Source organism: Vibrio sp. Of7-15 (assembly GCF_022347565.1).
Lineage (GTDB): Bacteria > Pseudomonadota > Gammaproteobacteria > Enterobacterales > Vibrionaceae > NORP241.
The window spans coordinates 31,382-55,112 of sequence record NZ_JAKRGH010000002.1 but is presented as its reverse complement, the minus strand read 5'-3'; the positions used below and the strand labels follow the sequence as shown (position 1 = coordinate 55,112).

At 41.7% G+C, this 23,731-nt stretch carries 21 protein-coding genes; 12 read left to right on the top strand and 9 right to left on the bottom strand.

Going from position 1 to position 23,731, the window contains the following annotated elements; translation table 11 throughout:
* Positions 1-43: 43 nt before the first annotated feature.
* Entirely contained in the window at positions 44-1,690 is a 1,647-nt protein-coding gene (gene pgm / locus MHO82_RS02795) for a phosphoglucomutase (alpha-D-glucose-1,6-bisphosphate-dependent) (RefSeq protein ID WP_239182331.1), read from the bottom strand.
* A gap of 35 nt (positions 1,691-1,725) precedes the next feature.
* On the bottom strand, positions 1,726-2,289 hold the full coding sequence (gene seqA, locus MHO82_RS02790) for a replication initiation negative regulator SeqA (protein WP_239182330.1): 564 nt from the start codon (positions 2,287-2,289) through the stop codon (positions 1,726-1,728).
* Positions 2,290-2,390: 101 nt separating this feature from the next.
* Between seqA and MHO82_RS02785 the strand changes: the two genes are divergently transcribed.
* The 3 genes from MHO82_RS02785 (at position 2,391) to fldA (ending at position 4,106) form a co-directional block, all read left to right on the top strand.
* Entirely contained in the window at positions 2,391-3,161 is a 771-nt protein-coding gene (locus MHO82_RS02785; RefSeq protein WP_239182329.1) for an alpha/beta fold hydrolase, read from the top strand.
* 60 nt (positions 3,162-3,221) lie between these two features.
* Positions 3,222-3,443: a DUF2788 domain-containing protein gene (locus tag MHO82_RS02780; RefSeq protein ID WP_239182328.1), complete on the top strand. Its 222-nt coding sequence runs from the start codon at positions 3,222-3,224 to the stop codon at positions 3,441-3,443.
* 135 nt (positions 3,444-3,578) lie between these two features.
* Entirely contained in the window at positions 3,579-4,106 is a 528-nt protein-coding gene (gene fldA / locus MHO82_RS02775) for a flavodoxin FldA (RefSeq protein ID WP_239182327.1), read from the top strand.
* A gap of 75 nt (positions 4,107-4,181) precedes the next feature.
* Here fldA and MHO82_RS02770 read toward each other — a convergent pair whose 3' ends face one another.
* On the bottom strand, positions 4,182-4,634 hold the full coding sequence (locus MHO82_RS02770) for a DUF4442 domain-containing protein (RefSeq protein ID WP_239182690.1): 453 nt from the start codon (positions 4,632-4,634) through the stop codon (positions 4,182-4,184).
* A gap of 219 nt (positions 4,635-4,853) precedes the next feature.
* Here MHO82_RS02770 and fur point away from each other — a divergent pair, with 219 nt between their 5' ends.
* Complete coding sequence (gene fur / locus MHO82_RS02765; RefSeq protein ID WP_239182326.1) at positions 4,854-5,303, top strand: ferric iron uptake transcriptional regulator; 450 nt, start codon at positions 4,854-4,856, stop codon at positions 5,301-5,303.
* A gap of 86 nt (positions 5,304-5,389) precedes the next feature.
* On the opposite strand, the gene glnS is transcribed toward fur, so the two are convergent.
* Together glnS and nagE are read right to left on the bottom strand one after the other, a co-directional pair.
* Positions 5,390-7,054: a glutamine--tRNA ligase gene (gene glnS / locus MHO82_RS02760; protein WP_239182325.1), complete on the bottom strand. Its 1,665-nt coding sequence runs from the start codon at positions 7,052-7,054 to the stop codon at positions 5,390-5,392.
* Positions 7,055-7,218: 164 nt separating this feature from the next.
* Positions 7,219-8,775 carry an N-acetylglucosamine-specific PTS transporter subunit IIBC gene (gene nagE, locus MHO82_RS02755; protein WP_239182324.1) on the bottom strand — a complete coding sequence of 519 codons (1,557 nt, stop codon included), beginning with the start codon at positions 8,773-8,775 and terminating at the stop codon, positions 7,219-7,221.
* 260 nt (positions 8,776-9,035) lie between these two features.
* Here nagE and nagB point away from each other — a divergent pair, with 260 nt between their 5' ends.
* From nagB to asnB, 5 genes are all read left to right on the top strand, one after another.
* Entirely contained in the window at positions 9,036-9,836 is an 801-nt protein-coding gene (nagB, locus tag MHO82_RS02750) for a glucosamine-6-phosphate deaminase (RefSeq protein WP_239182323.1), read from the top strand.
* Positions 9,837-9,854: 18 nt separating this feature from the next.
* Entirely contained in the window at positions 9,855-10,991 is a 1,137-nt protein-coding gene (gene nagA, locus MHO82_RS02745; protein WP_239182322.1) for an N-acetylglucosamine-6-phosphate deacetylase, read from the top strand.
* A 2-nt stretch (positions 10,992-10,993) separates the two neighbouring features.
* The gene (locus tag MHO82_RS02740; protein WP_239182321.1) at positions 10,994-12,208 is read left to right on the top strand and encodes an ROK family protein; all 1,215 of its coding nucleotides are present in this window, start codon (positions 10,994-10,996) and stop codon (positions 12,206-12,208) included.
* Between the two features lie 112 nt (positions 12,209-12,320).
* Positions 12,321-13,898, top strand: coding sequence for a cation:proton antiporter family protein (locus MHO82_RS02735; RefSeq protein WP_239182320.1), 1,578 nt, complete (start codon positions 12,321-12,323; stop codon positions 13,896-13,898).
* Positions 13,899-14,120: 222 nt separating this feature from the next.
* Complete coding sequence (asnB, locus tag MHO82_RS02730) at positions 14,121-15,788, top strand: asparagine synthase B (protein WP_239182319.1); 1,668 nt, start codon at positions 14,121-14,123, stop codon at positions 15,786-15,788.
* A 68-nt stretch (positions 15,789-15,856) separates the two neighbouring features.
* On the opposite strand, the gene rfaH is transcribed toward asnB, so the two are convergent.
* Positions 15,857-16,351, bottom strand: a complete 495-nt coding sequence (rfaH, locus tag MHO82_RS02725; protein WP_239182318.1) for a transcription/translation regulatory transformer protein RfaH — start codon at positions 16,349-16,351, stop codon at positions 15,857-15,859.
* 417 nt (positions 16,352-16,768) lie between these two features.
* On the opposite strand from rfaH, the gene MHO82_RS02720 reads away from it, so the two are divergent.
* Positions 16,769-18,157 (top strand): peptide MFS transporter, encoded by a 1,389-nt coding sequence (locus MHO82_RS02720; protein WP_239182317.1) that lies wholly within the window; start codon positions 16,769-16,771, stop codon positions 18,155-18,157.
* 69 nt (positions 18,158-18,226) lie between these two features.
* On the opposite strand, the gene hemH is transcribed toward MHO82_RS02720, so the two are convergent.
* From hemH to htpG, 3 genes are all read right to left on the bottom strand, one after another.
* On the bottom strand, positions 18,227-19,201 hold the full coding sequence (gene hemH, locus MHO82_RS02715) for a ferrochelatase (protein WP_239182316.1): 975 nt from the start codon (positions 19,199-19,201) through the stop codon (positions 18,227-18,229).
* 103 nt (positions 19,202-19,304) lie between these two features.
* Entirely contained in the window at positions 19,305-19,949 is a 645-nt protein-coding gene (adk, locus tag MHO82_RS02710; protein WP_239182315.1) for an adenylate kinase, read from the bottom strand.
* Between the two features lie 181 nt (positions 19,950-20,130).
* Positions 20,131-22,035 (bottom strand): molecular chaperone HtpG, encoded by a 1,905-nt coding sequence (gene htpG / locus MHO82_RS02705; protein WP_239182314.1) that lies wholly within the window; start codon positions 22,033-22,035, stop codon positions 20,131-20,133.
* Between the two features lie 207 nt (positions 22,036-22,242).
* On the opposite strand from htpG, the gene MHO82_RS02700 reads away from it, so the two are divergent.
* Together MHO82_RS02700 and MHO82_RS02695 are read left to right on the top strand one after the other, a co-directional pair.
* A complete protein-coding gene (locus tag MHO82_RS02700; RefSeq protein WP_239182313.1) occupies positions 22,243-23,148 on the top strand; it encodes a transcriptional regulator in 906 nt (301 codons plus the stop codon).
* Positions 23,139-23,681, top strand: coding sequence for a regulatory protein ToxS (locus MHO82_RS02695; RefSeq protein ID WP_239182312.1), 543 nt, complete (start codon positions 23,139-23,141; stop codon positions 23,679-23,681). Before MHO82_RS02700 ends, MHO82_RS02695 begins: the two co-directional genes overlap by 10 nt.
* The last annotated feature ends 50 nt before the right edge of the window (positions 23,682-23,731 follow it).

The window sequence follows — 23,731 nt, the reverse complement described above, 5'->3', positions numbered from 1 at the left end:
AAGGCTGTAGTTTCCCACAGCCTCTTATCAACATTTTACAAAATTACAGACCTGCATCTAAAAAAACTTTACTTACAATTTCTTGTGCTTCTTGTTCTATCGCTTTTAAGTGCTCTGAACCTTTAAAGCTCTCACAGTAAATTTTGTAAATATCTTCAGTACCAGAAGGACGAGCCGCAAACCAGCCATTCTCTGTAGTAACTTTCAACCCACCGATAGCAGCACCATTGCCTGAAGCATGTGTCAGGCGCGCAGTGATTGCATCACCTGCTAATGTATCTGCCGCAACCATCTCTGGTGAAAGCTTTTTAAGAATATTTTTCTGCTCAGAGTTCGCCACTGCTTGTAAGCGATTATACTGAGAAGCGCCATGCTGAGTGGCTAATTTTTCATAGTACTCTTGTGGGTTCATTCCCGTTACAGCCGTAATTTCAGCGGCTAACAAACACAGTAAAATACCATCTTTATCTGTTGACCAAGGTGTGCCATCTTTACGTAAAAAAGAAGCCCCGGCACTCTCTTCGCCCCCAAAGCCCAGCTCACCACTATATAGGCCATCAACAAACCATTTGAAGCCAACTGGAACTTCACACAGTTCTCGACCTAAATCAGCAACAACTTTATCAATTAACGCACTTGATACCAGAGTTTTACCCACAGCAACAGATTCGTTCCAGTCAGGGCGATGGCGGTAAAGGTAATCAATACATACCGCTAAGAAATGGTTTGGGTTCATTAAGCCCGCAGGAGTCACGATACCATGTCGATCATAGTCTGGATCATTACCAAATGCTAAATCATAGTCATCTTTTAAAGCAAGAAGACCTGCCATCGCATAAGGAGATGAACAATCCATACGGACTACACCGTCTTTATCTAACGACATGAATTGGAAAGAAGGATCAACGGCTTCATTCACAAGTGTTAAATTTAATTCGTACCGTGAAGCTATTTGACGCCAGTATTCAATCCCTGAACCACCGAGCGGATCAACACCGAGCTTCAAATTAGCTTTTTGAATCGCTTCCATATCAATGACATTCACTAGATCATCAACATATGGCTTAACTAAATCGACCTCTTTAACAAAATCACTGGCTAGTGCTTCTGTAATCGAGACACGTTTCACATCAACTAAATGATTCACAATTAATTCATTAGCACGATCTTCAATCGCTTGAGTTAATTCCGCTTCGGCAGGCCCACCATGAGTCGGGTTATATTTAATACCGCCATCTTGAGGTGGATTATGCGATGGTGTAATCACAATGCCATCAGCTTTCGCTTCACTTGTTCGATTATGACAAAGAATAGCGTGAGAAATACCCGGAGTCGGCGTATAGCCTTGGTCTTGTTGGATGATAACTTCAACACCATTAGCAACTAGCACTTCAATGGTTGAACTGAAAGCTGGCTCAGACAGTGCGTGAGTATCTTTACCTAAAAATAAAGGACCTTTTACACCATGCTGAGCACGAACTTCAGCAACAGCCTGTGCAATTGCCCAAATATGATGCTGATTAAATGTGCTTTTATCTGCACTACCACGGTGCCCAGAAGTACCGAACAACACCTTATGTTCAACATTACTTGCACTAGGCTGAACCTGGAAGTAGTTAGCAACAAGAGAAGGGATATTGTATAAATCTTCTTGCTGAGCCTTTTGCCCAGCGCGAGGATGACTAGCCATTAACGTGTCCTTGTAAAAAGAGGCGCGATGCCAAGTTAAATTGCGCCGCAAACCTTCTCGATCAAGTCTGAGTTAAAACCCATTTTTATCATTAGTTGATCGATCATTTGACGTTTGCGACCAGTATTCGTATTTGTGATCACCCAAAATGGCGTATTAGGAATCGCTTTAGGTTTGGTCGTTTTACCACTTGCAAGTAAGGTATCTGCGTCATTTGCAAAATACACTCGAGTACGACCTTTTAGTGCTGTTGCCTCAGAAAAGCCCTGAGGATCAATACGATAAAGAGACGATAATACAGTCATAAAACGACCAATCGCTTTATCTTGCGCTGCAAATTCATCCGAAATCAGTAATGAGCGAACCTCTTTTACTCGATCTAACTGGATCTCCATGCCCGCATCTTTACTTACAACAATACCTTTAGGCTCTGGAGTTTGTGAATTTACTACAGGCGGTAAAATAGCTGCTTTTTTAGGTTCTTGGGTGGTTGGTTCCATTAGTAAGCGGCGTAAAATGTCAGATGCACTTTCACCGATATGCTGGGTTTGACTAGCAATATATAAATATAGCTCTTCGTCTACCTCAATAGTCTTCATCGTATCGTTCATTTTCTTCTATTTTGTCAATCTGCACACGATTATACCGTGATATCTCGTTATACTCTACGTCAAACCAATAACAAGCAAGAGAAAAGTCAGTGCTTTTAAACTTCAAGCAACAGGGCAATGGCTCTACTGTCCTATTAATCCATGGTTTATTTGGCAGTTTAGATAACCTTGGTCTGCTCGCACGCCATTTAGAAAAAGATCACCATGTCATTAGTGTTGACTTACGCAACCATGGCCGTTCTTTTCATTCAGAAGAAATCAGCTACGAGCTAATGGCAAACGATATTTTCCACGTAATGGAACACCTGAATATACAGCAGTTTTCAGTTGTGGGTCATTCCATGGGAGGAAAAGTCGCCATGACCTTAGCAGCCCTTTACCCTGAGCGTATCACTCAGCTTGCTATTTTAGACATGGCACCCGTACCATACCTTGTTCGACGTCATGATAATGTATTTGCGGGTTTGAATGCCGTAATTCAAGGCCAACCAGAGAAACGTTCCGATGCGGACACACTCATGGCTCAGCACATACAAGAACCCGGGGTTAGACAATTTTTAAGTAAATCACTGTTTAAAAATGAACAAACGCTAGAATGGCGCTTTAATGTCGCTGGATTAATAGCACAATACGAACAAATTACAGGTTGGAAAGAATGCCCCCCATACCTTGGGCCAACCCTGTTTGTAAAAGGCCAGAATTCAGATTACATCCAAGCTGATCATAAAGAAGCCATCATGAAACAATTTCCGAATGCAAAAGCACATATGGTAGCCAATACAGGCCATTGGCTACATGCAGAAAAACCGGAAGCCGTTAACCGTGTGATTGAACGCTTCTTAGTTACAGCTGCACATTAACTTTAGCCTGAAACCTATGTTATAGTGCCCGACCATTAACCACTAAGTTCAGGAACCGCCATGCTGTATGAAAATTTCGCATTGATAGAGTCGATAGGCCTCGATCTGTTATTTGCTTCTGTCTTCTTCTTTATTGGTATGGCGATAAAAGATGTTTTAAAACAAGGAAACGTCCCTATTTTCGGCCAACGTATTGTTTGGCTTGTCTTGTTCTTAGGATGCGCAGGCTTTATCACAAAAGGCTTAATTCAATTAAGCTGGGAAGGCGCAGGGATTGGATAAACCCCATACAATTAGAGCATAATAGTGGCAGATAGCCTTTATTATCGAGTATTTAATTATTGTAGATGTGGGCTTTGCCCTAGACAATTTGACACCGTACGTCACAGTACGAACTAATATACAGGTAATCTTCATATGGCGAGCGTAGGACTCTTCTTTGGCAGCGACACAGGTAATACTGAAGCAGTCGCAAAGATGATTCAAAAACAACTAGGTAAAAAACTAGTTCATGTTCAAGACATTGCAAAAAGTAGTAAAGAAGACATCGATAACTTCGATCTTCTGCTGATTGGTATTCCAACATGGTACTACGGCGAAGCACAATGTGACTGGGATGACTTCTTCCCTGAGCTTGAAGGTATAGACTTCTCAACTAAGCTAGTTGCAATCTTTGGTTGTGGTGACCAAGAAGATTACGCTGAATATTTCTGTGATGCGATGGGTAATGTACGCGATATCGTTGAAGCAAAAGGCGGTACTATCGTTGGTCACTGGCCAACTGAAAGCTATGAGTTTGAAGCATCAAAAGCACTTGTAGACGATGCAAACTTTGTTGGCCTATGTATTGATGAAGATCGTCAGCCAGAGCTAACTGATCAACGTGTAACTACGTGGGTAAATCAAATCCATGAAGAAATGTGCTTAGCTGAATTAGAAGACTAATCCATTTCATCATACAAAAGCGCACCGAAAGCAAAATATTAACTTTGCTTCGGTGCGTTTTTGTTACTAAATGATTCAAACTTGAGAAACAACAGCCTCACGAAACTTTGGTTTCTTTCTAATATATAAAGTACGTTTCACTTCCGCGACCACTTCCCCATTTGTATCTACAATAGCTGTAACAAACTCTGGAAAGTACTTCTCACCAGATTCAGTTTCCCGATAAATTGATTCGATAGTCTCTTCCGAAAGACAAAACCGTGCTGTTAATTCAGAACTGCCAGGTTTGATAAAGTTAATCCCAGCCTGCTTATCCCAAACGTAATATTCTTTCCCTAAAATTCCCATTAGCATTAAGGCATAAATAGGATCAGTCATTGAAAAAATACTGCCGCCATATTGAGTCCTGTTTGCATTTTTATTCCACCAACGCAATTTAAGCCTCACATTTACATAAGTAAAATTAGGACCAATCTCGGTAATTGCGATGCCTGCTCCCCAAAATGGTGGCCATAGATTAAGTGCCATTTTGACGATCTTTGGCGTATAGAATTTATTAAACACACTGCCTCCTTGCAAACTGGTCAGACCTTAATATAACACAATAAGTTAACATTTTAACAACACTTACTTTTTAATAACCATTTTGATTTCAAGGTTTATTGTTTGCTATTGGTAACTTATAATAAAATAATACATGCAGACTGCCGCACTTATGCGGTGCGGATAGCCAAACAGGAATACCTAATGTCAGATAACAATCAGGCGCTAAAGCAAGCTGGACTAAAAGTAACGTTACCTCGCTTAAAAATACTTGAGATTTTACAACACCCAGATTGCCAACATATTAGTGCAGAAGATCTGTATAAAAAACTGATTGATATCGGTGAGGAAATTGGCCTTGCGACCGTTTACCGTGTCTTAAACCAATTTGACGATGCAGGCATTGTAACTCGCCATCACTTCGAAGGTGGTAAATCAGTCTTTGAACTGGCCACACAACATCATCATGATCACTTAGTGTGTCTTGATTGTGGCAAAGTAATTGAGTTTTCTGATGACATCATCGAAGAACGCCAAAAAATTGTAGCTGAGAACTATAATGTTCGACTAACTAACCACAGCTTATATTTATACGGACACTGTATTACTGAAGATTGTGAAAGTAATAAACAAGCTCATGTTCTAAAAAGCTAATATTTAAACTAATAATAAAAAACCAGCAATTACGCTGGTTTTTTTACATCCAAATAAACAGGCCCATTAATTAGCGGCCAATTTATTTAATCACCAATTTTTGCCCATGTATCACGAAGTCCAACAGTACGGTTAAATACTAGTGACTCAGCGGACGAATCTTTATTATCAGCACAGAAGTAGCCTGTACGCTCAAACTGATACCCCACCTCGGCTTTTGCTTCTTGTAGACTTGGCTCTACCACACCACGAACCACAGTGAGTGATTCAGGGTTTAACGTTGCCGAGAAATCATCAGCAGCACCCGGGTTAGCTACCGTAAATAAACGATCGTATAAACGGATTTCAGCAGGCACACCTTTTTCAGCAGACACCCAGTGAATTACACCTTTGACCTTACGGCCATCAGCAGGGTTCTTACCTAATGTTTCTGCATCATAACTACAGAAAATAGTCGTGATGTTACCTTCTTCATCTTTTTCTACACGTTCAGCTTTAATTACATACGCGCCACGCAGTCGAACTTCTTTACCAAGAACAAGACGCTTGTACTTCTTATTTGCTTCTTCACGGAAATCTTCACGCTCAATCCAAAGTTCACGCGAGAATGGAACATCACGTTCACCCATCTCTGGTTTATTTGGGTGATTCTTAACGCTCAGTGTTTCTGTTTCACCGTCAAAGTTTTCAATCACTACTTTGATTGGATCAAGTACAGCCATTGCACGTGGTGCATTGTCATTAAGGTCATCACGAATACATGATTCTAGCGAGCCCATCTCAATGGTATTTTCTTGCTTAGTTACACCAATACGCTTACAAAACTCACGAATAGACGCAGAAGTAAAACCACGACGGCGTAAACCAGAGATAGTTGGCATACGAGGGTCATCCCAACCGTTAACTAAGTTCTCAGTTACCAATTGGTTAAGCTTACGCTTAGACATCACCGTATATTCAAGGTTTAAACGACTAAATTCATACTGACGCGGCTGACAATCAATCGTAATATTATCTAAAACCCAATCGTATAAGCGACGATTATCCTGGAATTCAAGAGTACAAATAGAGTGAGTGATTCCCTCTAAGGCATCTGAAATACAGTGTGTAAAATCGTACATTGGGTATATACACCACTTATCACCCGTTTGATGGTGATGGGCAAAACGTACACGATATAAAACAGGATCACGCAGCACCATAAACGGTGAAGCCATGTCGATCTTGGCACGCAAACAAGCCGTTCCCTCTTCAAATTCGCCATTTTTCATTTTAGCGAATAATTCAAGGTTCTCTTCTACGCTACGCTCACGATACGGGCTGTGTTTACCCGCCTCAGTAAGTGTGCCACGATATTCACGGATCTGCTCAGGACTTAGCTCTTCAACATACGCTAAACCTTTAGAAATCAGCTCTATAGCAAAGCCATGTAACTTGTCGAAGTAGTTAGAAGAGTAATGAATATCACCACTCCACTCAAAACCTAACCAGCTAACATCGTTCTTAATAGATTCTACGTACTCAATGTCTTCTTTTTCTGGGTTAGTATCATCAAAACGAAGATTACACTGCCCCTGATAGTCCTGAGCAATACCAAAGTTTAGGCAGATAGATTTAGCGTGACCGATATGCAAGTAACCATTCGGCTCTGGCGGAAAACGGGTGTGCACGCTGGTATGTTTACCATCAGCAAGATCTTTATCTATGATCTGACGGATAAAGTTGGACGGACGAGCCTCAGACTCACTCATCAATAGCACCTCATACATTTTAGTATTGTCAAGAATGATAACTTTACATGATCCACGATTATGACCATAGACTCAACCAGTAGAATCAAATAGTTTTTTATATGAACAAAAAAAAACCGCCCCTTGAAGGAGCGGTTTCTATTCTGATGCCTTAAGTAATCAAATTACTTTGGAAGATTCACATCTGAAAGGTCATCTGATGCAGGGATGTTTTTCATTTCACCCGCAATGATTTCAGCTAGAGGACCAAGGATAACCTGTAGGTTATTTTCACCTAGTTTAACAACACCTTTAGCACCTAACTTCTTAAGAACAGCTTCGTTTGCAACAGAGCGGTCTTTCAGCGTTAGACGTAGACGAGTAATACAAGCGTCGATTGTTGTTAGGTTACCGTGACCACCAAGTGCTTTTAGGTATTGGCGAGCTAGGTCACCACTTTCTGCATTTGCGTCACCAGCAGCTTCATCGTCATCTTCACGACCAGGCGACTTCAGGTTGAAAGCGCGGATTGCGAAGCTGAATGTGAAGAAGTATAGAGCACCGAAAGCTAGACCGATTAGAAGTAGAGTTAGTGGCTTAGTCGCTAGACCCCAGTTCAATACAAAGTCGATAAGACCTGCAGAGAAACCGAAGCCATGTAGAGTACCAAACATGTTAGCAACAACTAGAGACAGACCAGTAAATACTGCATGCATTGCGTATAGAGCAGGAGCAAGGAACACGAACATGAACTCTAGTGGCTCTGTAATACCTGTTAGGAAAGAACAGAATGCAACTGAGAATAATGCACCACCAACTTGAGCGCGTTTGTTTGCAGGAGCTGCAAGGTACATAGCAAGAGCAGCACCTGGTAGACCGAACATCATTACAGGGAAGAAGCCGTTCATGAATACGCCTGCACCTTTGTCACCACCGAAGAAGCGGTGTAGGTCACCAGACTTAACTGTTTCAGTAACTTCTTTAACAACTGTCGTAATTTCAGGGTTAACAGAGTTAGCGAACTCAAAAGTATGAGCTTGACCAGCAACAAGCGTTTTCGCAAGAGTAGGGTCAACACAAAGCTGTGTCGCGCCGTTTAGAACTGCGATAGCTTCAACATTGATTACCTGACAAGTACCCATGCCGAACCAGAAGTAAGAGTTCAATACGTGGTGAAGACCAACAGGGATAAGGCCACGGTTAAGAGTACCATAAACAAACTGACCAATTGCGCCAGAGTTAGATACTGCGTGAGCAAATGCATCAAGACCAGATTGGATTGATGGCCATACAACGCCAGCTACCGCACCCGCGACTAGAGCAAAAATACCAGACATAATCGGTACTAGGCGTTTACCAGCGAAGAACGCTAACCACTCAGGAAGACGAGTTGCGTGGAAACGGTTGTAAGAGTGACCAGCAATAATACCAGCGATAATACCACCAAAGAATGACATATTAACGTCAGCATTGATTGTTTTCGCGGTTGCATCAAGTACGAAATAAGCTACTGCACCAGCAAGACCGGCTGCACCAGAACCGTCTTTAGCAAGACCGATTGCGATACCTAGGCCAAATAGCAGTGGTAGCTGACCGAAGATAGCACCACCAGCCTGAGCCATGAATGGAATGTCTAATAGGTCACCTTGACCTAAGCGTAGTAAAAGCGCCGCAACAGGTAATGTTGCGATAGGAAGCATTAATGCTTTACCTAATTTTTGCGCATATCCAAGAATATTCACCAGTATGTTCCCCCTATAGGATTTCTTAGAATCTTTCTGTCTAAGTAACTTTTTTCGCTACTCGATTTAGTCCAGCTCAGTTTATGTAATTAATTTCGCCCCGCAAATTAAAACCTTATCATTTGTGATCATAATCACCCGATAGGATGATATTTGAACTATTTTGCTAGCTAGATCATAAAACTTATTTTATCATTCGAAAAAATGGTCGCGTAGCGATAAAATTCACATAGATTTTGATAATTATACAGAGGTGTACTGTGAGACTGATTCCACTTAATAAAGCTAACGAAGTAGGTTTGTGGTCGGCGCGTCATATCGTTAACCGCATCAATGAATTCAAGCCAACTGCGGATCGCCCATTCGTTCTTGGCCTACCTACTGGTGGTACTCCGCTAAACACATACAAGCGTCTTATCGAGCTTTATAAAGCTGGCGAAGTAAGCTTCAAACACGTAGTGACTTTTAACATGGATGAGTACATTGGTATCCCTTCAGATCACCCTGAATCTTACCGCACTTTCATGCATGAAAACTTCTTCAACCACATTGATATTCCAGCAGAAAACATCAACCTTCTGGACGGAAATACTGTCGATCATGCAGCGGAATGCCAACGTTACGAAGACAAAATCAAATCTTACGGCAAAATCAATTTATTCATGGGTGGCGTAGGCAACGATGGCCACATCGCATTTAATGAGCCTGCATCCTCCCTATCTTCTCGCACTCGTATCAAAACTCTGACAGAAGATACTCGTATCGCGAACTCTCGTTTCTTTGATGGCGACATGAACCAAGTGCCAAAATACGCACTAACAATCGGCGTAGGCACTCTACTTGACTCTGAAGAAATCATGATCCTAATTACAGGCCACAACAAAGCACTTGCTCTTGAAGCTGCTGTTGAAGGTTCTGTAAATCACCTATGGACTGTTTCTGCTCTACAGCTGCATCCAAAATCAGTAATCGTTTGTGATGAACCAGCGACACAAGAATTAAAAGTGAAGACCGTGAAGTACTTCCAAGAGCTAGAAGCTGAAAACATTAAAAACCTATAATTAAGGAATCTTCCTACGATGTACGCGCTGACCAACTGTAAAATTTATACCGGTAGCGATGTGCTGGAAAATCACGCCGTCATCATTGATGGCGTGACAATCCACTCAATTTGCCCGGAATCTGAGCTGCCAACTGGTATTGAAATACGTAACCTTGATGGTGCAAACCTAAGCCCTGGTTTTATTGACCTGCAGCTAAATGGCTGTGGTGGCGTGATGCTAAACGATGAAATCACCGCTGAGACAATGCAAATCATGCACGAAGCCAACCTAAAATCCGGTTGTACAAGCTTCTTACCAACATTAATCACGTCTTCAGATGAAAACATGCGCCAGTCTATTGAGGCGGCTCGTGAATACCACGCTAAGTATGAAAACCAATCTCTAGGTCTACACCTTGAAGGTCCATACCTAAATGTCATGAAAAAAGGCATTCACAGCGTCGATTACATCCGCCCATCGGATGACTCGATGATCGATTTGATCTGTGAAAATAAAGATCTGGTTACCAAAGTAACGTTAGCGCCAGAACAAAACGACCCAGAGCACATTGAACGCTTGAATAAAGCAGGTGTGGTTGTAGCAATTGGCCACACTAACGCTACGTACAAAGAAGCACGTAAAGGGTTTGAAGCTGGCATCAGTTTCGCGACACACCTCTTCAATGCCATGACCCCAATGGTAGGCCGCGAGCCAGGCGTGGTTGGTGCTATTTACGATACTCCTGAAGTTTACGCTGGCATCATTGCAGATGGCTTTCATGTTGACTACGCAAACATCAGAATTGCTCACAAAATCAAGGGTGAAAAGCTCGTATTAGTGACCGATGCCACAGCTCCAGCAGGTGCTGACATGGATTACTTTATTTTTGTTGGTAAGAAAGTATATTACCGAGATGGCAAGTGTGTTGATGAAAATGGCACACTAGGCGGCTCAGCACTCACAATGATCGAGGCAGTTCAAAATACTGTTGAGCACGTTGGAATCGCTTTGGACGAAGCTCTACGTATGGCTACGTTATACCCTGCACGCGCTATTGGTGTAGATAACAAACTAGGCCTAATCAAAAAAGGCATGGTTGCAAACCTAGCTATCTTTGACCGAGACTTCAATGTTCGAGCGACTGTTGTTAACGGACAATACGAGCAAAATTAACTATGACTGGCGGACAAATTGGTAATGTAGATCTAGTAAAGCAGCTAAATAGTGCTGCTGTATACCGACTTATTGACTTGCAAGGTCCGATATCACGGATACAAGTTGCGGATGTTAGCCAGCTAGCTCCAGCAAGCGTTACCAAAATTACCCGCCAACTCTTAGAGCGCGGCCTGATTAAAGAGGTCGCGCAACAAGCCTCTACGGGAGGCCGACGCGCCATCTCCTTAACCACAGAAACTGATCCATTCCACTCTATCGCTATTCGTTTGGGCAGAGATTACATTCAAACGAGCCTATACGATTTAAGCGGTAAAGAACTCGCAAGCGAATACCAACCGTTTATCTATCAAAATCAGCAACAATTACTTGATGGTATCATTGCACATATCCGACAATTCTTAGCCGCTAACCAAGCCAAATTAAAAGAACTTATTGCTTTTGGCATTACCCTCCCTGGCCTTGTCAACCCTGAAACAGGGGTCGTTGAATACATGCCAAACACTGACATCGACAAACTGGCTCTTTCTGATGCTATTCGAGACAACTTTGGTGTTGAATGTTTTGTCGGCAATGATGTTCGAGGTATGGCACTAGCAGAACATTACTTTGGCGCCAGTCGTGATTGCAAAGATTCTATCCTAGTCAGTGTCCATCGAGGTACTGGCGCAGGCATTATTGTTAACGGACAAGTCTTTTTAGGCTATAACCGCAATGTCGGTGAAATCGGCCATGTTCAAATTGACCCTATTGGTGACAAATGCCAATGCGGTAATTTTGGTTGCCTAGAAACGGTAGCGTCAAACCCAGCCATTATCACGCGTGTAAACAACTTAATCTCACAAGGCTACCCCACTTCACTGGCAAACGTAGAAAGTGTCACAATGGCCGCTATTTGTGAAGCCGCAAACAATGGTGATGAACTCGCAACCCAAACTTTACTGCGAGTAGGTAACCAGTTAGGTAAAGCCATTGCCATGACCATTAACTTATTTAACCCACAAAAAATTGTTATCGCAGGTGATGTTACACTAGCTCAAGAGATCCTATTTCACGCAATTCGCCGTTGTATTGAAAACCAATCACTCAAAACATTCCATAACAATCTCCCTATTGTTGCTTCAGAACTTTATCAACAGCCAACGATGGGAGCCTTTGCAATGATCAAACGTGCCATGCTTAACGGTGTTTTGTTACAAAAATTATTAGAAGAATAATTAGCCGCTAAAATACGTTACAATATACAGCGGGCTGCACTTCAATAAGTGCAGCCCGTTCTTGTATCTATCACTATTTAAATAACATGCCTTAGTAAGGACGTAATGCTCTATGGAATTGATGCTCATCATCACCGCCTTCATAGCGGGCTTTATTGCACTCAAATGTAACCTCCCTCCCCTAGTGGGCTTTTTGCTTGCTGGATTTGGCTTACATGCCATGGGCTATCAATCCAATGATTCATTACAACTACTCGCAGATTTGGGCGTCACATTACTCCTGTTCACTATTGGCCTAAAGCTGGATATAAAGACCCTACTTGCCAAAGAAATTTGGTTTGGTGCTACAGCTCACAACCTGCTTTCTACCGCCTTTTTTACGATTGCGCTACTTGGGCTTAAAACACTTGGTATTGGCATGCTAGAAGGATTGGATTTAGGCCAATTAGTCCTACTCAGCTTTGCTCTCTCATTCTCTAGTACTGTGTTTGCAGTAAAAGCTCTCCAAGAAAAAGGCGAAATGAACGCAACCTATGGCACGCTTGCTATTGGTATTCTGGTAATGCAAGACATCTTTGCTGTTATCTTTTTAACTGCATCAACTGGAAAAATCCCTGAAATAACCGCCTTTGCCCTATTTGCTCTGCCACTTCTTCGCCCTATCTTCTATAAGGTTCTAGATTGGGCAGGCCATGGTGAAATGTTAGTTTTATACGGTATATTCTTGGCTTTGGTTGCAGGTGCAGGCCTATTTGAACTGGTTGGAATGAAACCTGATCTAGGCGCGCTAATCTTAGGTATGTTGCTCGCTGGTCATAAAAAATCCTCAGAACTCTCAAAATCTCTGTTTAATCTAAAAGAACTCTTCTTAGTCTGCTTTTTCTTAAACATTGGTTTATCAGAGCAGCCAACATTGTCTGGGTTAATGATGGCTATTGTCTTAATCCTCTTGTTGCCGATTAAAGGCGCTTTATATTTCATCATCATCAATAAGTTTAATTTCCGAATTCGTACCTCACTTCTGACCAGCTTATCTCTATTCAATTACAGCGAATTCGGCTTAATCGTTGGTGGGTTAGCATTTAAAATGGGTTGGCTACCAGGTGATTTATTAGTGTCAATTGCTATTGCTGTCTCACTCTCTTTCCTGATCGCCGCCCCATTAAACCGCTTTGGCCATCAAATCTACCAACAATCAGCAGCATGGTTAAAAGAACAAGCACCTGAAGATCTTCACACTAAAGATCGATTAATTAACCCGGGAGAAGCACAAATACTCATCCTAGGTATGGGCCGCATTGGTAGTGGTGCATATGATGAGTTACGCCAACGCTATGGCGATATTATTTTAGGTATTGAGCTTCGCTCTGAAGCCGCAGAAGAACACCGTAATGAAGGGCGGAATGTCATTACTGGTGATGCCACCGACCCCGATTTTTGGGAGCGCATTTTAGATACAGGTAAAGTAAAACTAGTTCTACTTGCTATGCCTCACCACCAAGGAAACCAATTTGCTTTAGAACAATTACAATCAAGAAACTATCAAGGTCAAGTTGCCGCCATTGCTGCATATAGTGATCAACTTGAAATATTGCGCGAACAAGGTGTGGATGCTGCATTTAATATTTATAACGAGGCAGGCAGCGGGTTTGCACGCCATGTATGCGATAAATTGAAACCTAAATTCTAATTCACTTTCTATTTAAAAGGTGGCTCAGGCCACCTTTTTTGTATGTTATTTGAACCACACATAGATAAATAACAACAAAACCTACCTTTTATTAAAAAAAATCCACACCTAGTACCTATTTGTAATTTATTTTGTATTAATGGGTTGCTTTTTTTAGCGACAATGGCAAATTGATTTACATCACATTACAAATACGTTTATGGAAAGATTAGAGAGGGAATTATGTGTTCAATATTTGGCATTCTAGATATAAAAAGTGATCCAAAACCACTAAGAACTGTAGCACTAGAAATGTCTAAAAGACTGCGCCACCGTGGTCCAGATTGGTCTGGTATTTATTCATCAGATAAAGCGATTCTCGCTCATGAACGTTTAGCTATTGTGGGTCTAAACAGCGGTGCTCAACCTCTCTATAGCAAAGATAAAAAGCACGTACTAGCCGTAAATGGTGAGATCTACAACCATAAAGATCTAGAAGCAGATCTGTCATCTAACTATGAATTCCAAACAGATTCTGATTGTGAAGTTATCTTAGCGCTATACCGTGAAAAAGGCTCCGCGTTACTTGAAGATCTCAACGGTATCTTTGCCTTTGCCCTATATGATGAGGAAAACGATGAATTTTTAGTCGGTCGAGATCATATTGGTATTATTCCTCTTTACCACGGCTACGACGAACACGGTAACTACTACGTAGCCTCAGAAATGAAAGCCTTAGTACCGGTTTGTAAAACCATCAGTGAATTCCCTCCTGGCCACTTTTATTCGAGCAAACAAGCAGAGCCGACACGTTATTACGTACGAGACTGGATGGAATACAACACAGTTAAAGACAACCTAACAAGCAAAGAAGATTTAACCCAAGCCCTTGAAGACGCCGTTAAACGACAACTCATGACCGACGTTCCTTACGGTGTATTACTGTCTGGTGGCCTAGATTCATCTATTACCTCTGCCGTTGCAAAACGTTTTGCTGCAATGCGTATTGAAGATGACGAAAAATCAGAAGCTTGGTGGCCACAATTACACTCATTTGCCATTGGTTTAGAAGGTGCTCCCGATCTAGTAGCGGCACGCGATGTTGCCGATAAACTTGGCACAGTCCACCATGAAATGACCTATACCATTCAAGAAGGGTTAGACGCTATTCGTGATGTGATTTATCACATTGAAACGTATGATGTCACGACAATCCGCGCTTCTACGCCAATGTTCCTTCTTGCCCGCAAAATCAAAGCAATGGGCATAAAAATGGTATTGTCTGGTGAAGGTGCCGATGAAATTTTTGGTGGTTACTTATACTTCCACAAAGCACCAAATGCTAAAGAGTTCCATGAAGAAACAGTACGTAAGCTCCTTGCTCTAAATATGTTTGATTGCGCTCGTGCTAACAAATCTCTTGCGGCATGGGGCGTCGAAGGCCGAGTACCATTCCTAGACAAAGAGTTTATTGATGTAGCCATGCGACTAAACCCACAAGATAAGATGTGTGGTAACGGAAAAATGGAAAAACACATCCTTCGTGAGTGTTTCGAACATTATCTACCAGAATCTATTGCATGGCGTCAAAAAGAGCAGTTCTCAGATGGTGTAGGCTACAACTGGATTGATACATTAAAAGAGACAGCTGAAGCCAAAGTAACGGATCAGCAGATGGAAACGGCGCAGTATCGTTTCCCATACAACACCCCAACAACAAAAGAAGGTTACGTATACCGAGAAATCTTTGAGGAACTATTCCCACTAGAAGACGCCGCAAAATGCGTACCGGGCGGCCCTTCTGTTGCTTGTTCTTCTGCTAAAGCCATTGAATGGGATGAGTCTTTCCAAAACTGCGTAGACCCATCAGGCCGTGCAGTTCAGGCAGTACACAACGAAGCTTACGATTAATTTTCATTCAATTCAAAACACAAAGGCACCTACTAAGGTGCCTTTATTTTTTAGAAAAGAGTAATACGTTAAAACTCTAGATCTTTATTCTCTACTACTTTCTTGACTGTTTTCCCGATCAACTGAATCAGTAAAATTGAACGCTTCTCACCATCTGGCTCTTGATAAATCGCTTCTACCCCTACAAATGGGCCTTCTTTAATCGCGACTTTCTGCCCTGGCTCTGGAAGGCTTTCAGCGCACTCAGTGACGTCATCGCCTGAAAGAGTTTTTAGCGAATAAATAAGATCGCCTTCTAACTCTTTCGGATGTGGACCTAAACGCACAAAATCACTGACACCGCGAGTAGAACGAATTGTGGTAAATGTTGGTCCAACTTCATAGTCAAAACGGACAAACACATAACATGGGAACAGAGGCTCTTTTGCTTTGGTTCTTTTTCCTCGGGACATTTTCTCAATGTCGATCTCAGGGAAATAACACTCAACTCCCTGACGTTCCAAATGAGTTACCGCTCGTTGCTGCTCACTGCGCTTGCAATACAACAAATACCAACGCTTCATACTTCTACCCTAAGCCAACTCTTATTGTCTCTTCCATCCTATCAGCTTAGTGAACTGATAAAAATAAGCACAGTGTTAAATGACTATTCAATCACCATATCAGCCTTGCGCGTTAAATTGTAAAAAACATGAACAAAGCCATTTCTCATTCACACTATTCCACACAAAAGGAAAAAACAAAAATAAAACACTGTTAAATTAGAAATAAACAATACCACAACCTGTGACATCAATTCAAACTCTAAAATTAAAGAATATTCAGCAATCAAATGAAGATATATCAATTCCTTATTTTTCAACACCTTACATTGTTAAAAAATAATATCGAAATATTTAACATTTGCGGAATATAAAACCAGATAGTATAAATAATTCAGCTTTAAATATAAGAATATAGCTATAAATACAGAGAATAATATGCAAAATATTAATAACACACTATTAGGGCACCCAAAAGGGCTGTTTCTATTATTTGGAACAGAGCTTTGGGAACGCTTCTCCTATTATGCAATGAGAGCAATTCTGGTCCTTTACCTCACAGATCAAACCATCAACGGAGGAATGGGCTGGACCACTGAAGAAGCCTTGAAACTCTATGGAATCTATACTGGTTTTGTGTACATTACACCGCTGATCGGTGGCTGGCTTGCCGATAACTATTTAGGCCAACGAAAATCCATTCTGATTGGTGGCCTCTTCATGGCAATTGGTCAATTTACCCTCGCGCTTCCTAATGGATTCACTTCTCTAAGCCCAGAGATTGTATTTTATCTTGGCCTAGCCTTACTCATTATTGGTAACGGCTTATTCAAACCAAATATTTCAACTATGGTCGGTGATCTCTACACGGAAGGGGATAATCGTCGTGATGGCGCTTTCACTATTTTCTATATGGGCATTAACATTGGCGCACTCATGGCTGGTGTCATAGCAGGCCTTATTACCGAAGATATGGGCTGGAAAGCAGGGTTTGTCGCAGCAGGTGTTGGTATGCTACTGAGCCTTTGCATGCAATTTCTCTTTGCAGAAAAGTTACTAGGCGATATTGGTAAAGTTCCAGCAGCACAGCGTGCCAAAAAACTCACTTCATCCAAAAACAACGCTCCACTGACTCGTGAAGAAGTCGATCGCATGCGCGTTATCATGATCATGGGACTGTTTGTGATCATCTTTTGGGCTGGCTTTGAACAAGCTGGCGGTTTAATGAATTTATACTCTCAGCAATACACTGATCGTATGATCGGCAACTTTGAAGTCCCTGCTGCATGGTTCCAGTCATTAAACCCATTTTTCATTATTACCCTAGCCCCTGTCATTGCTGCTATTTGGGTAAAAATGGGGCCAAGAGAGCCAAGTTCTCCAGTGAAGTTTGCTTTAGCTTTATTCTTCCTAGCCATCGGTTTTGTGTTCATGGTTGGCGCAGTGATGGAACAAGGTGGAGATGTGACCGTTAAAACCTCTATGTTTTGGTTAATCGCCGCTTTCTTCTTTCACACTCTAGGAGAACTATGTCTATCGCCAATTGGCCTATCAATGATCACCAAACTAGCGCCGCTTCGTTTAGCGTCTTTAATGATGGGAGCATGGTTCGGCTTTAATGCTATTGCAAACTATGTTGCTGGCTACATTGGCGCACACGTGGGTAATTATGGTGCTCTGGCTATCTTCGGCGGCATCGCCATCACCGCTTCTATTGCTGGTGTTATCTTACTTCTATGTGCCAATAAATTAATCTATTGGATGCATGGTGCTGAAGGGCAATCTAAGCCTGAGCCTCAACAACCAACACAGGCACAAACGGCTTAATTCAGTAAAGTTAGCTTCATAAAAAAGCCGAGCTCTTTATGACTCGGCTTTTTTAAATCCCAACAGTAGCTATACGGAAGGTAAATGCCCTTTCACTAATTGGGCCATCATCTCAATATGCTCATCGTTATCATTAAGACATGGGATAAACTGGTATTGCTCACCACCCGCCTCTAAATATAACTCTTTACACTCCTCAGAGATCTCTTCCAACGTTTCCAAACAATCAACCGAAAAAGCAGGACTGATGATATCTAAGTTTTTGATCCCTTGTTTTGGTAAGCCTTCTAGTGTTTCATCCGTGTAGGGCTTCAACCACTCTTCCCGACCAAAACGAGACTGATAACTCATTCCAATTTTTGATTCATCTAATCCGAGCTCTTTAGCCAGTAACTCTGTGGTTTTCTCACAGTGTTGCGGATAAATGTCGCCTTGATCCGCCAAACGCTTAGGTATTCCATGGTAAGAACACAGCAAATACTCACCTTTGCCATTTTCTTCCCAATACTGCCTTACTGACGCAGCTAACGCTTTAATATAACTAGGGTGATCATAATAATCTCGAATAAATGAAAATTCAGGGATCACTGAACTCAATTTCAGGTCTTTGGCGAATCGATCAAAAACTGCGGCTGTTGTTGTCCCCGAATACTGTGGGTATAGAGGTAAAATAACGATTTTTTTACACCCCTGAGCCTCTAGAGCATCAACCCCTGAGCGGATCGTCGGAGTGCCATACGTCATCCCTAATTCAACAGGCACTGAAAGTATGTTCTTCAGTTTACTCACTTGGCGCTTGGAATACACCATTAAAGGAGAGCCTTCTTCCATCCAAATCGATTGATAAAGTTTCGCTACCTTTGGAGAGCGAATGGGTAAAATCGCCCCAAATAAAATAGGTGTCCATAACCAACGAGATAAAGCCACCACTCGTTTATCGTAAAGAAACTCACCTAAAAAACGCCTAACCCCTGCTGGTGTCGGCTCATCGGGCGTACCCAAGTTAACCAGCAGAACTCCATAATTATTATTTTTGTCGCTCATGGATGATAAAACCTATAAAAAGAAGAAGTAAAAACTCAGACATAAAAAACGGGGTGACCTATTGGCCACCCCGTTACTATATCATTTACAAGTGAAACTTCACTTATGCTAATGCTTTTTCTAAATCTGCACTTACTTCAGAAACAGGTTTAGTACCATCAAACTTCAGGTACTTAGTGTTACCCACTTCAGCTTCTTTACCGTAGTACTCGATAAGAGGCGCAGTTTGCTCGTGGTAAACACCTAAACGTGCACGTACTGTCTCTTCTTTGTCGTCATCACGAACAACAAGCGCTTCACCTGTTACGTCATCTTTACCTTCCACTTGTGGCGGATTGAAAGTAACGTGGTAAGTACGACCAGAAGGAAGGTGAGCACGACGACCAGCCATACGCTCAACAATCACATCATCTGCAACGTCAAACTCAAGAACGTAATCTACTTCAACACCGATCTCTTTAAGACCATCAGCTTGAGGAAGTGTACGAGGGAAACCATCTAGTAGGAAACCTTTAGCACAATCGTCTTCAGCAATACGCTCTTTTACTAGACCAAGAATGATGTCGTCAGAAACCAGTTGGCCAGCATCGATTACTGATTTAGCTTGCTTACCAAGTTCAGTGCCCGCTTTAATGGCTGCGCGAAGCATGTCACCAGTAGAAATTTGTGGAATACCATATTTTTCCATGATGAATTGAGCTTGTGTACCTTTACCAGCGCCTGGTGCGCCTAGAAGGATGATGCGCATTGTAATCCCCTTAAAGTTAATTTGAAATTTATACCGAACCTCACAGAGGTTAAGCCTATAAGCTTCGGTATAACAAAAACGTGCAAAATACACGGATTAGTGAAAGCAATCAAGCCCAGCACACTATTCGTATTTACTGGGCTTGGCTATTATTGTTAGCGAGAATCGCAAACGTTGTCGATTATACCTTAGTCAACAATTGGTTGATTGCGCCTAGGAACTGTGATGGATCTTCCATCGCGCCGCGCTCAGCCAACATCGCTTGACCAAGTAAAACTTCAACCCAACGGCCAAATGCTTCTTCGTCAGCTTCATCTGCCATTTGCTTAACTAAAGTGTGCTCTGGGTTCAGCTCAAAAATGTACTGAACTTCTGGAACTTCTTGGCCAGCAGCCGCTAATAATTTAGCCATTTGCGTGCCCATTTCATTCTCATCCGTCACAACAACTGCTGGTGTCGTTGCTAGCTTGAACGTTGTACGAACTTCTTTCACACGATCGCCAAGGTAGGATTTTGTGCGTTCTACAACAGAAGCAAATTGCTCTTCAGCTTCTTTTTGCTTTTCTTTGTCTTCTTCGTTTTCGAAGTTACTTAGATCAAGACCCGCTTTTGTGATCGCTTGGAACTGCTTACCATCAAAATCAGTTAAGTAGTTCATCAGCCATTCGTCGATGCGATCGTACATTAGAACAACTTCAATGCCTTTCGCTTTAAATTGCTCAAGGTGTGGGCTGTTCTTCGCCGCTGCATAGCTATCAGCCGTTAGATAATAAATCTTATCTTGGCCTTCTTTCATGCGCTCAACGTATTGTGCTAAACCAACAGTTTGCTCTGAAGTCTCTGTTTCTGTTGATGCAAAACGAAGTAGGTTGGCGATTTTCTCTTTGTTAGAGAAATCTTCAGCAGGGCCTTCTTTTAGTACTTGACCAAATTCTTGCCAGAAAGACTGGTATTTCTCAGCATCATTTTTCGCCATGCGCTCAAGCATAGTTAGTACACGCTTAGTACATGCACTACGAAGAGACTGAGTCACTTTGTTATCTTGTAAAATTTCACGAGATACATTCAGTGGTAAATCGTTTGAGTCAATCAAGCCACGAACGAAACGCATGTAGCTCGGCATGAACTGCTCAGCGTCATCCATAATGAAAACACGTTGAACGTATAGCTTCAGGCCGCTTTTATGATCGCGGTTCATCATATCCCATGGTGCTTTTGCCGGAATATAAAGAAGACTTGTGTAGTCGTTTTTACCTTCTACGCGATTGTGGCTCCATACTAGTGGATCAGCGAAGTCGTGAGAAACGTGCTTGTAAAACTCTTGGTATTCTTCTTCTTTAATATCAGACTTATTGCGAGTCCAAAGTGCTTGAGCTTTGTTAATTTGCTCCCACTTGGTTTCTTCTGTCTCTTTACCTTCCTCATCTTTAACTTGAGTTAAGATAGACACAGGAATACCAATGTGATCAGAGTATTTGCTGATCACTTCTTTTAGACGCCACTCGTTTAAGAACTCTTTGCCTTCTTCGCGCATGTGAAGCACGATTTCAGTACCACGGCCTTCTTTCGTAATGGTTTCAATGCTGTATTCACCTTCACCTTCAGAGTGCCATTCAACCGCTTCATCTGCTTTTAGATCAGCAGCACGGGTACGTACTGTTACCGCATCTGCAACGATAAATGCAGAGTAGAAACCAACACCAAACTGGCCAATTAGCTGTGAGTCTTTTGTTTGATCATCAGATAATTTTGAGAAGAAATCCGCTGTACCTGATTTCGCAATCGTACCTAGGTGTTCAATCACATCATCACGGCTCATACCGATGCCGTTATCAGAGATCGTTAGTGTGTTTGCCTCTGCATTAAAAGACAGTTTTACACCTAACTCTGCATCACCTTGATATAAATCAGCGTTTGATAGCGCTTGAAAGCGTAATTTATCTGCAGCATCAGATGCATTAGAAATCAGCTCACGTAGAAAAATTTCTTTGTTTGAATATAAAGAATGGATCATTAAATGAAGTAGCTGCTTCACTTCAGATTGGAAACCACGAGTTTCTTTATTGTTGATTACTTGCTCGCTCATCAGAACTCCGCATAAATTCGATTGTCTATAATTATCAACTTAGATAAGGGGCTATAAATTATTTTCAAGGCCTTCTTAGCTCAAAAATGCTCTTTTTTATCTTTTTTTGATATTTTCTTAGCTCTTTTACATTTCCAAGACATATTCAGAGAGCATTCAGTTTAATGTGGTATAAAAATTTAGTTTCATTTACCGAGTAAGCAATCAATGACAGCATTTACAACAAAAATCATGATAGGACAACGCTTTCTCTTTGATCCCAAAGATAACAGCCTAGTCGACCAACATAGCGATGATGATGTGATCCGTCTAGGCAGTAATGAAAGTCGCGTCTTGTGCTTGCTAATCGAAGAACCAGGAAGTGTCGTTAGCCGTCAACAACTGCATGAGTATGTATGGAGAGAACAAGGTTTTGAAGTGGATGATTCAAGCCTAACTCAAGCTATTTCTACTTTAAGAAAGCTGCTAAAAGATCCTACAAAATCCCCTGAATTTATCAAAACCGTGCCTAAACGTGGTTATCAGTTTATTTCAACGGCGGTCTCCCTAGAACCAAAACACACCACCGAAAATAAACTCGAATCCATCCATAGCGCCAGCAGCCTTGTGGCTGAGAATGTATCAAGCACTTCTGTCCAAGTGAGCAATGCACCTTCTTTTTCAGCCAGTCCAGATGCTAACATCGCCCATAAAAACACGGCTGATACAGACAAAACAGTCTCAGAAGAAACACCGAAAAAAGTGCAAAATAAGATAACCCCATTAGGGTGGTTCTTAATCTGTATTGCCATCATCTTACCGATTTTGGCGTTTACTCAGCTCACCCCAAAATCGTCCGCTTTTGAACAAGTCGCAGTGTATAACAACGTACCTGTCATGGTTCCAACTAACCACCCAGACATTAGCCGCTGGCAGCCACTGATCGAGAAATGCGTGAATAACTACCAACAACATCATGAAGGTAATAAAGGCCCTGTTGAAGTTATTGCAACTGGTGGGCAAAAAAATCAATTACTTGTACTGAACTATATTCACTCAACAGAGCATTTAGAAGAAAATATCACAGTACGTCTTTTGATTAACCAAAAAGAGGTTACGAACGTATGTGGTTAAACAAAGAACAACTTTTAGCATATAAGAAATACCTTCCTTTTCTTCTTTTAGCTATTTCTTTACTGACTAGCAGCTGGTTTTATTGGGGCAGTGACTTTAAAACGGAACAAATCTTGACGTCTCGTGAATGGCAGTCTAATTCCGTTACACGTATTGAGGCAGAAATCGACAATGTGGGTCCACTAAAACGTTCAGACATGACCTCAAACGTCGTGTATTTACCGAATAAAACGTACTCGAAAGTGACTGTTCTTAGCTTGTACAGTGAAACAACAAAAGGGCTGCCTATGAACATTCACATTTCTGAATCCGGCACTTGGGATGTCAGCGGTGGCTATTTATTAAGTAACCCAATAGAGTTTAAAGACATCACATCTAATGTGAATCAAGACTTTACCAAAGCTCAACTGAGCATCATCAAGCGCGTTTATAAAATGGATGCCCAGCAAAGTCGCCGCATTGATGTTATTAATGATAAAACACTTTTATTAACAAGCCTAAACCACGGCTCTTCTGTGTTGTTTTCTCACTAATGTCCTAAGGGAGGAGCCATCCTCCCTATGATTACTACTTATTATTCTAA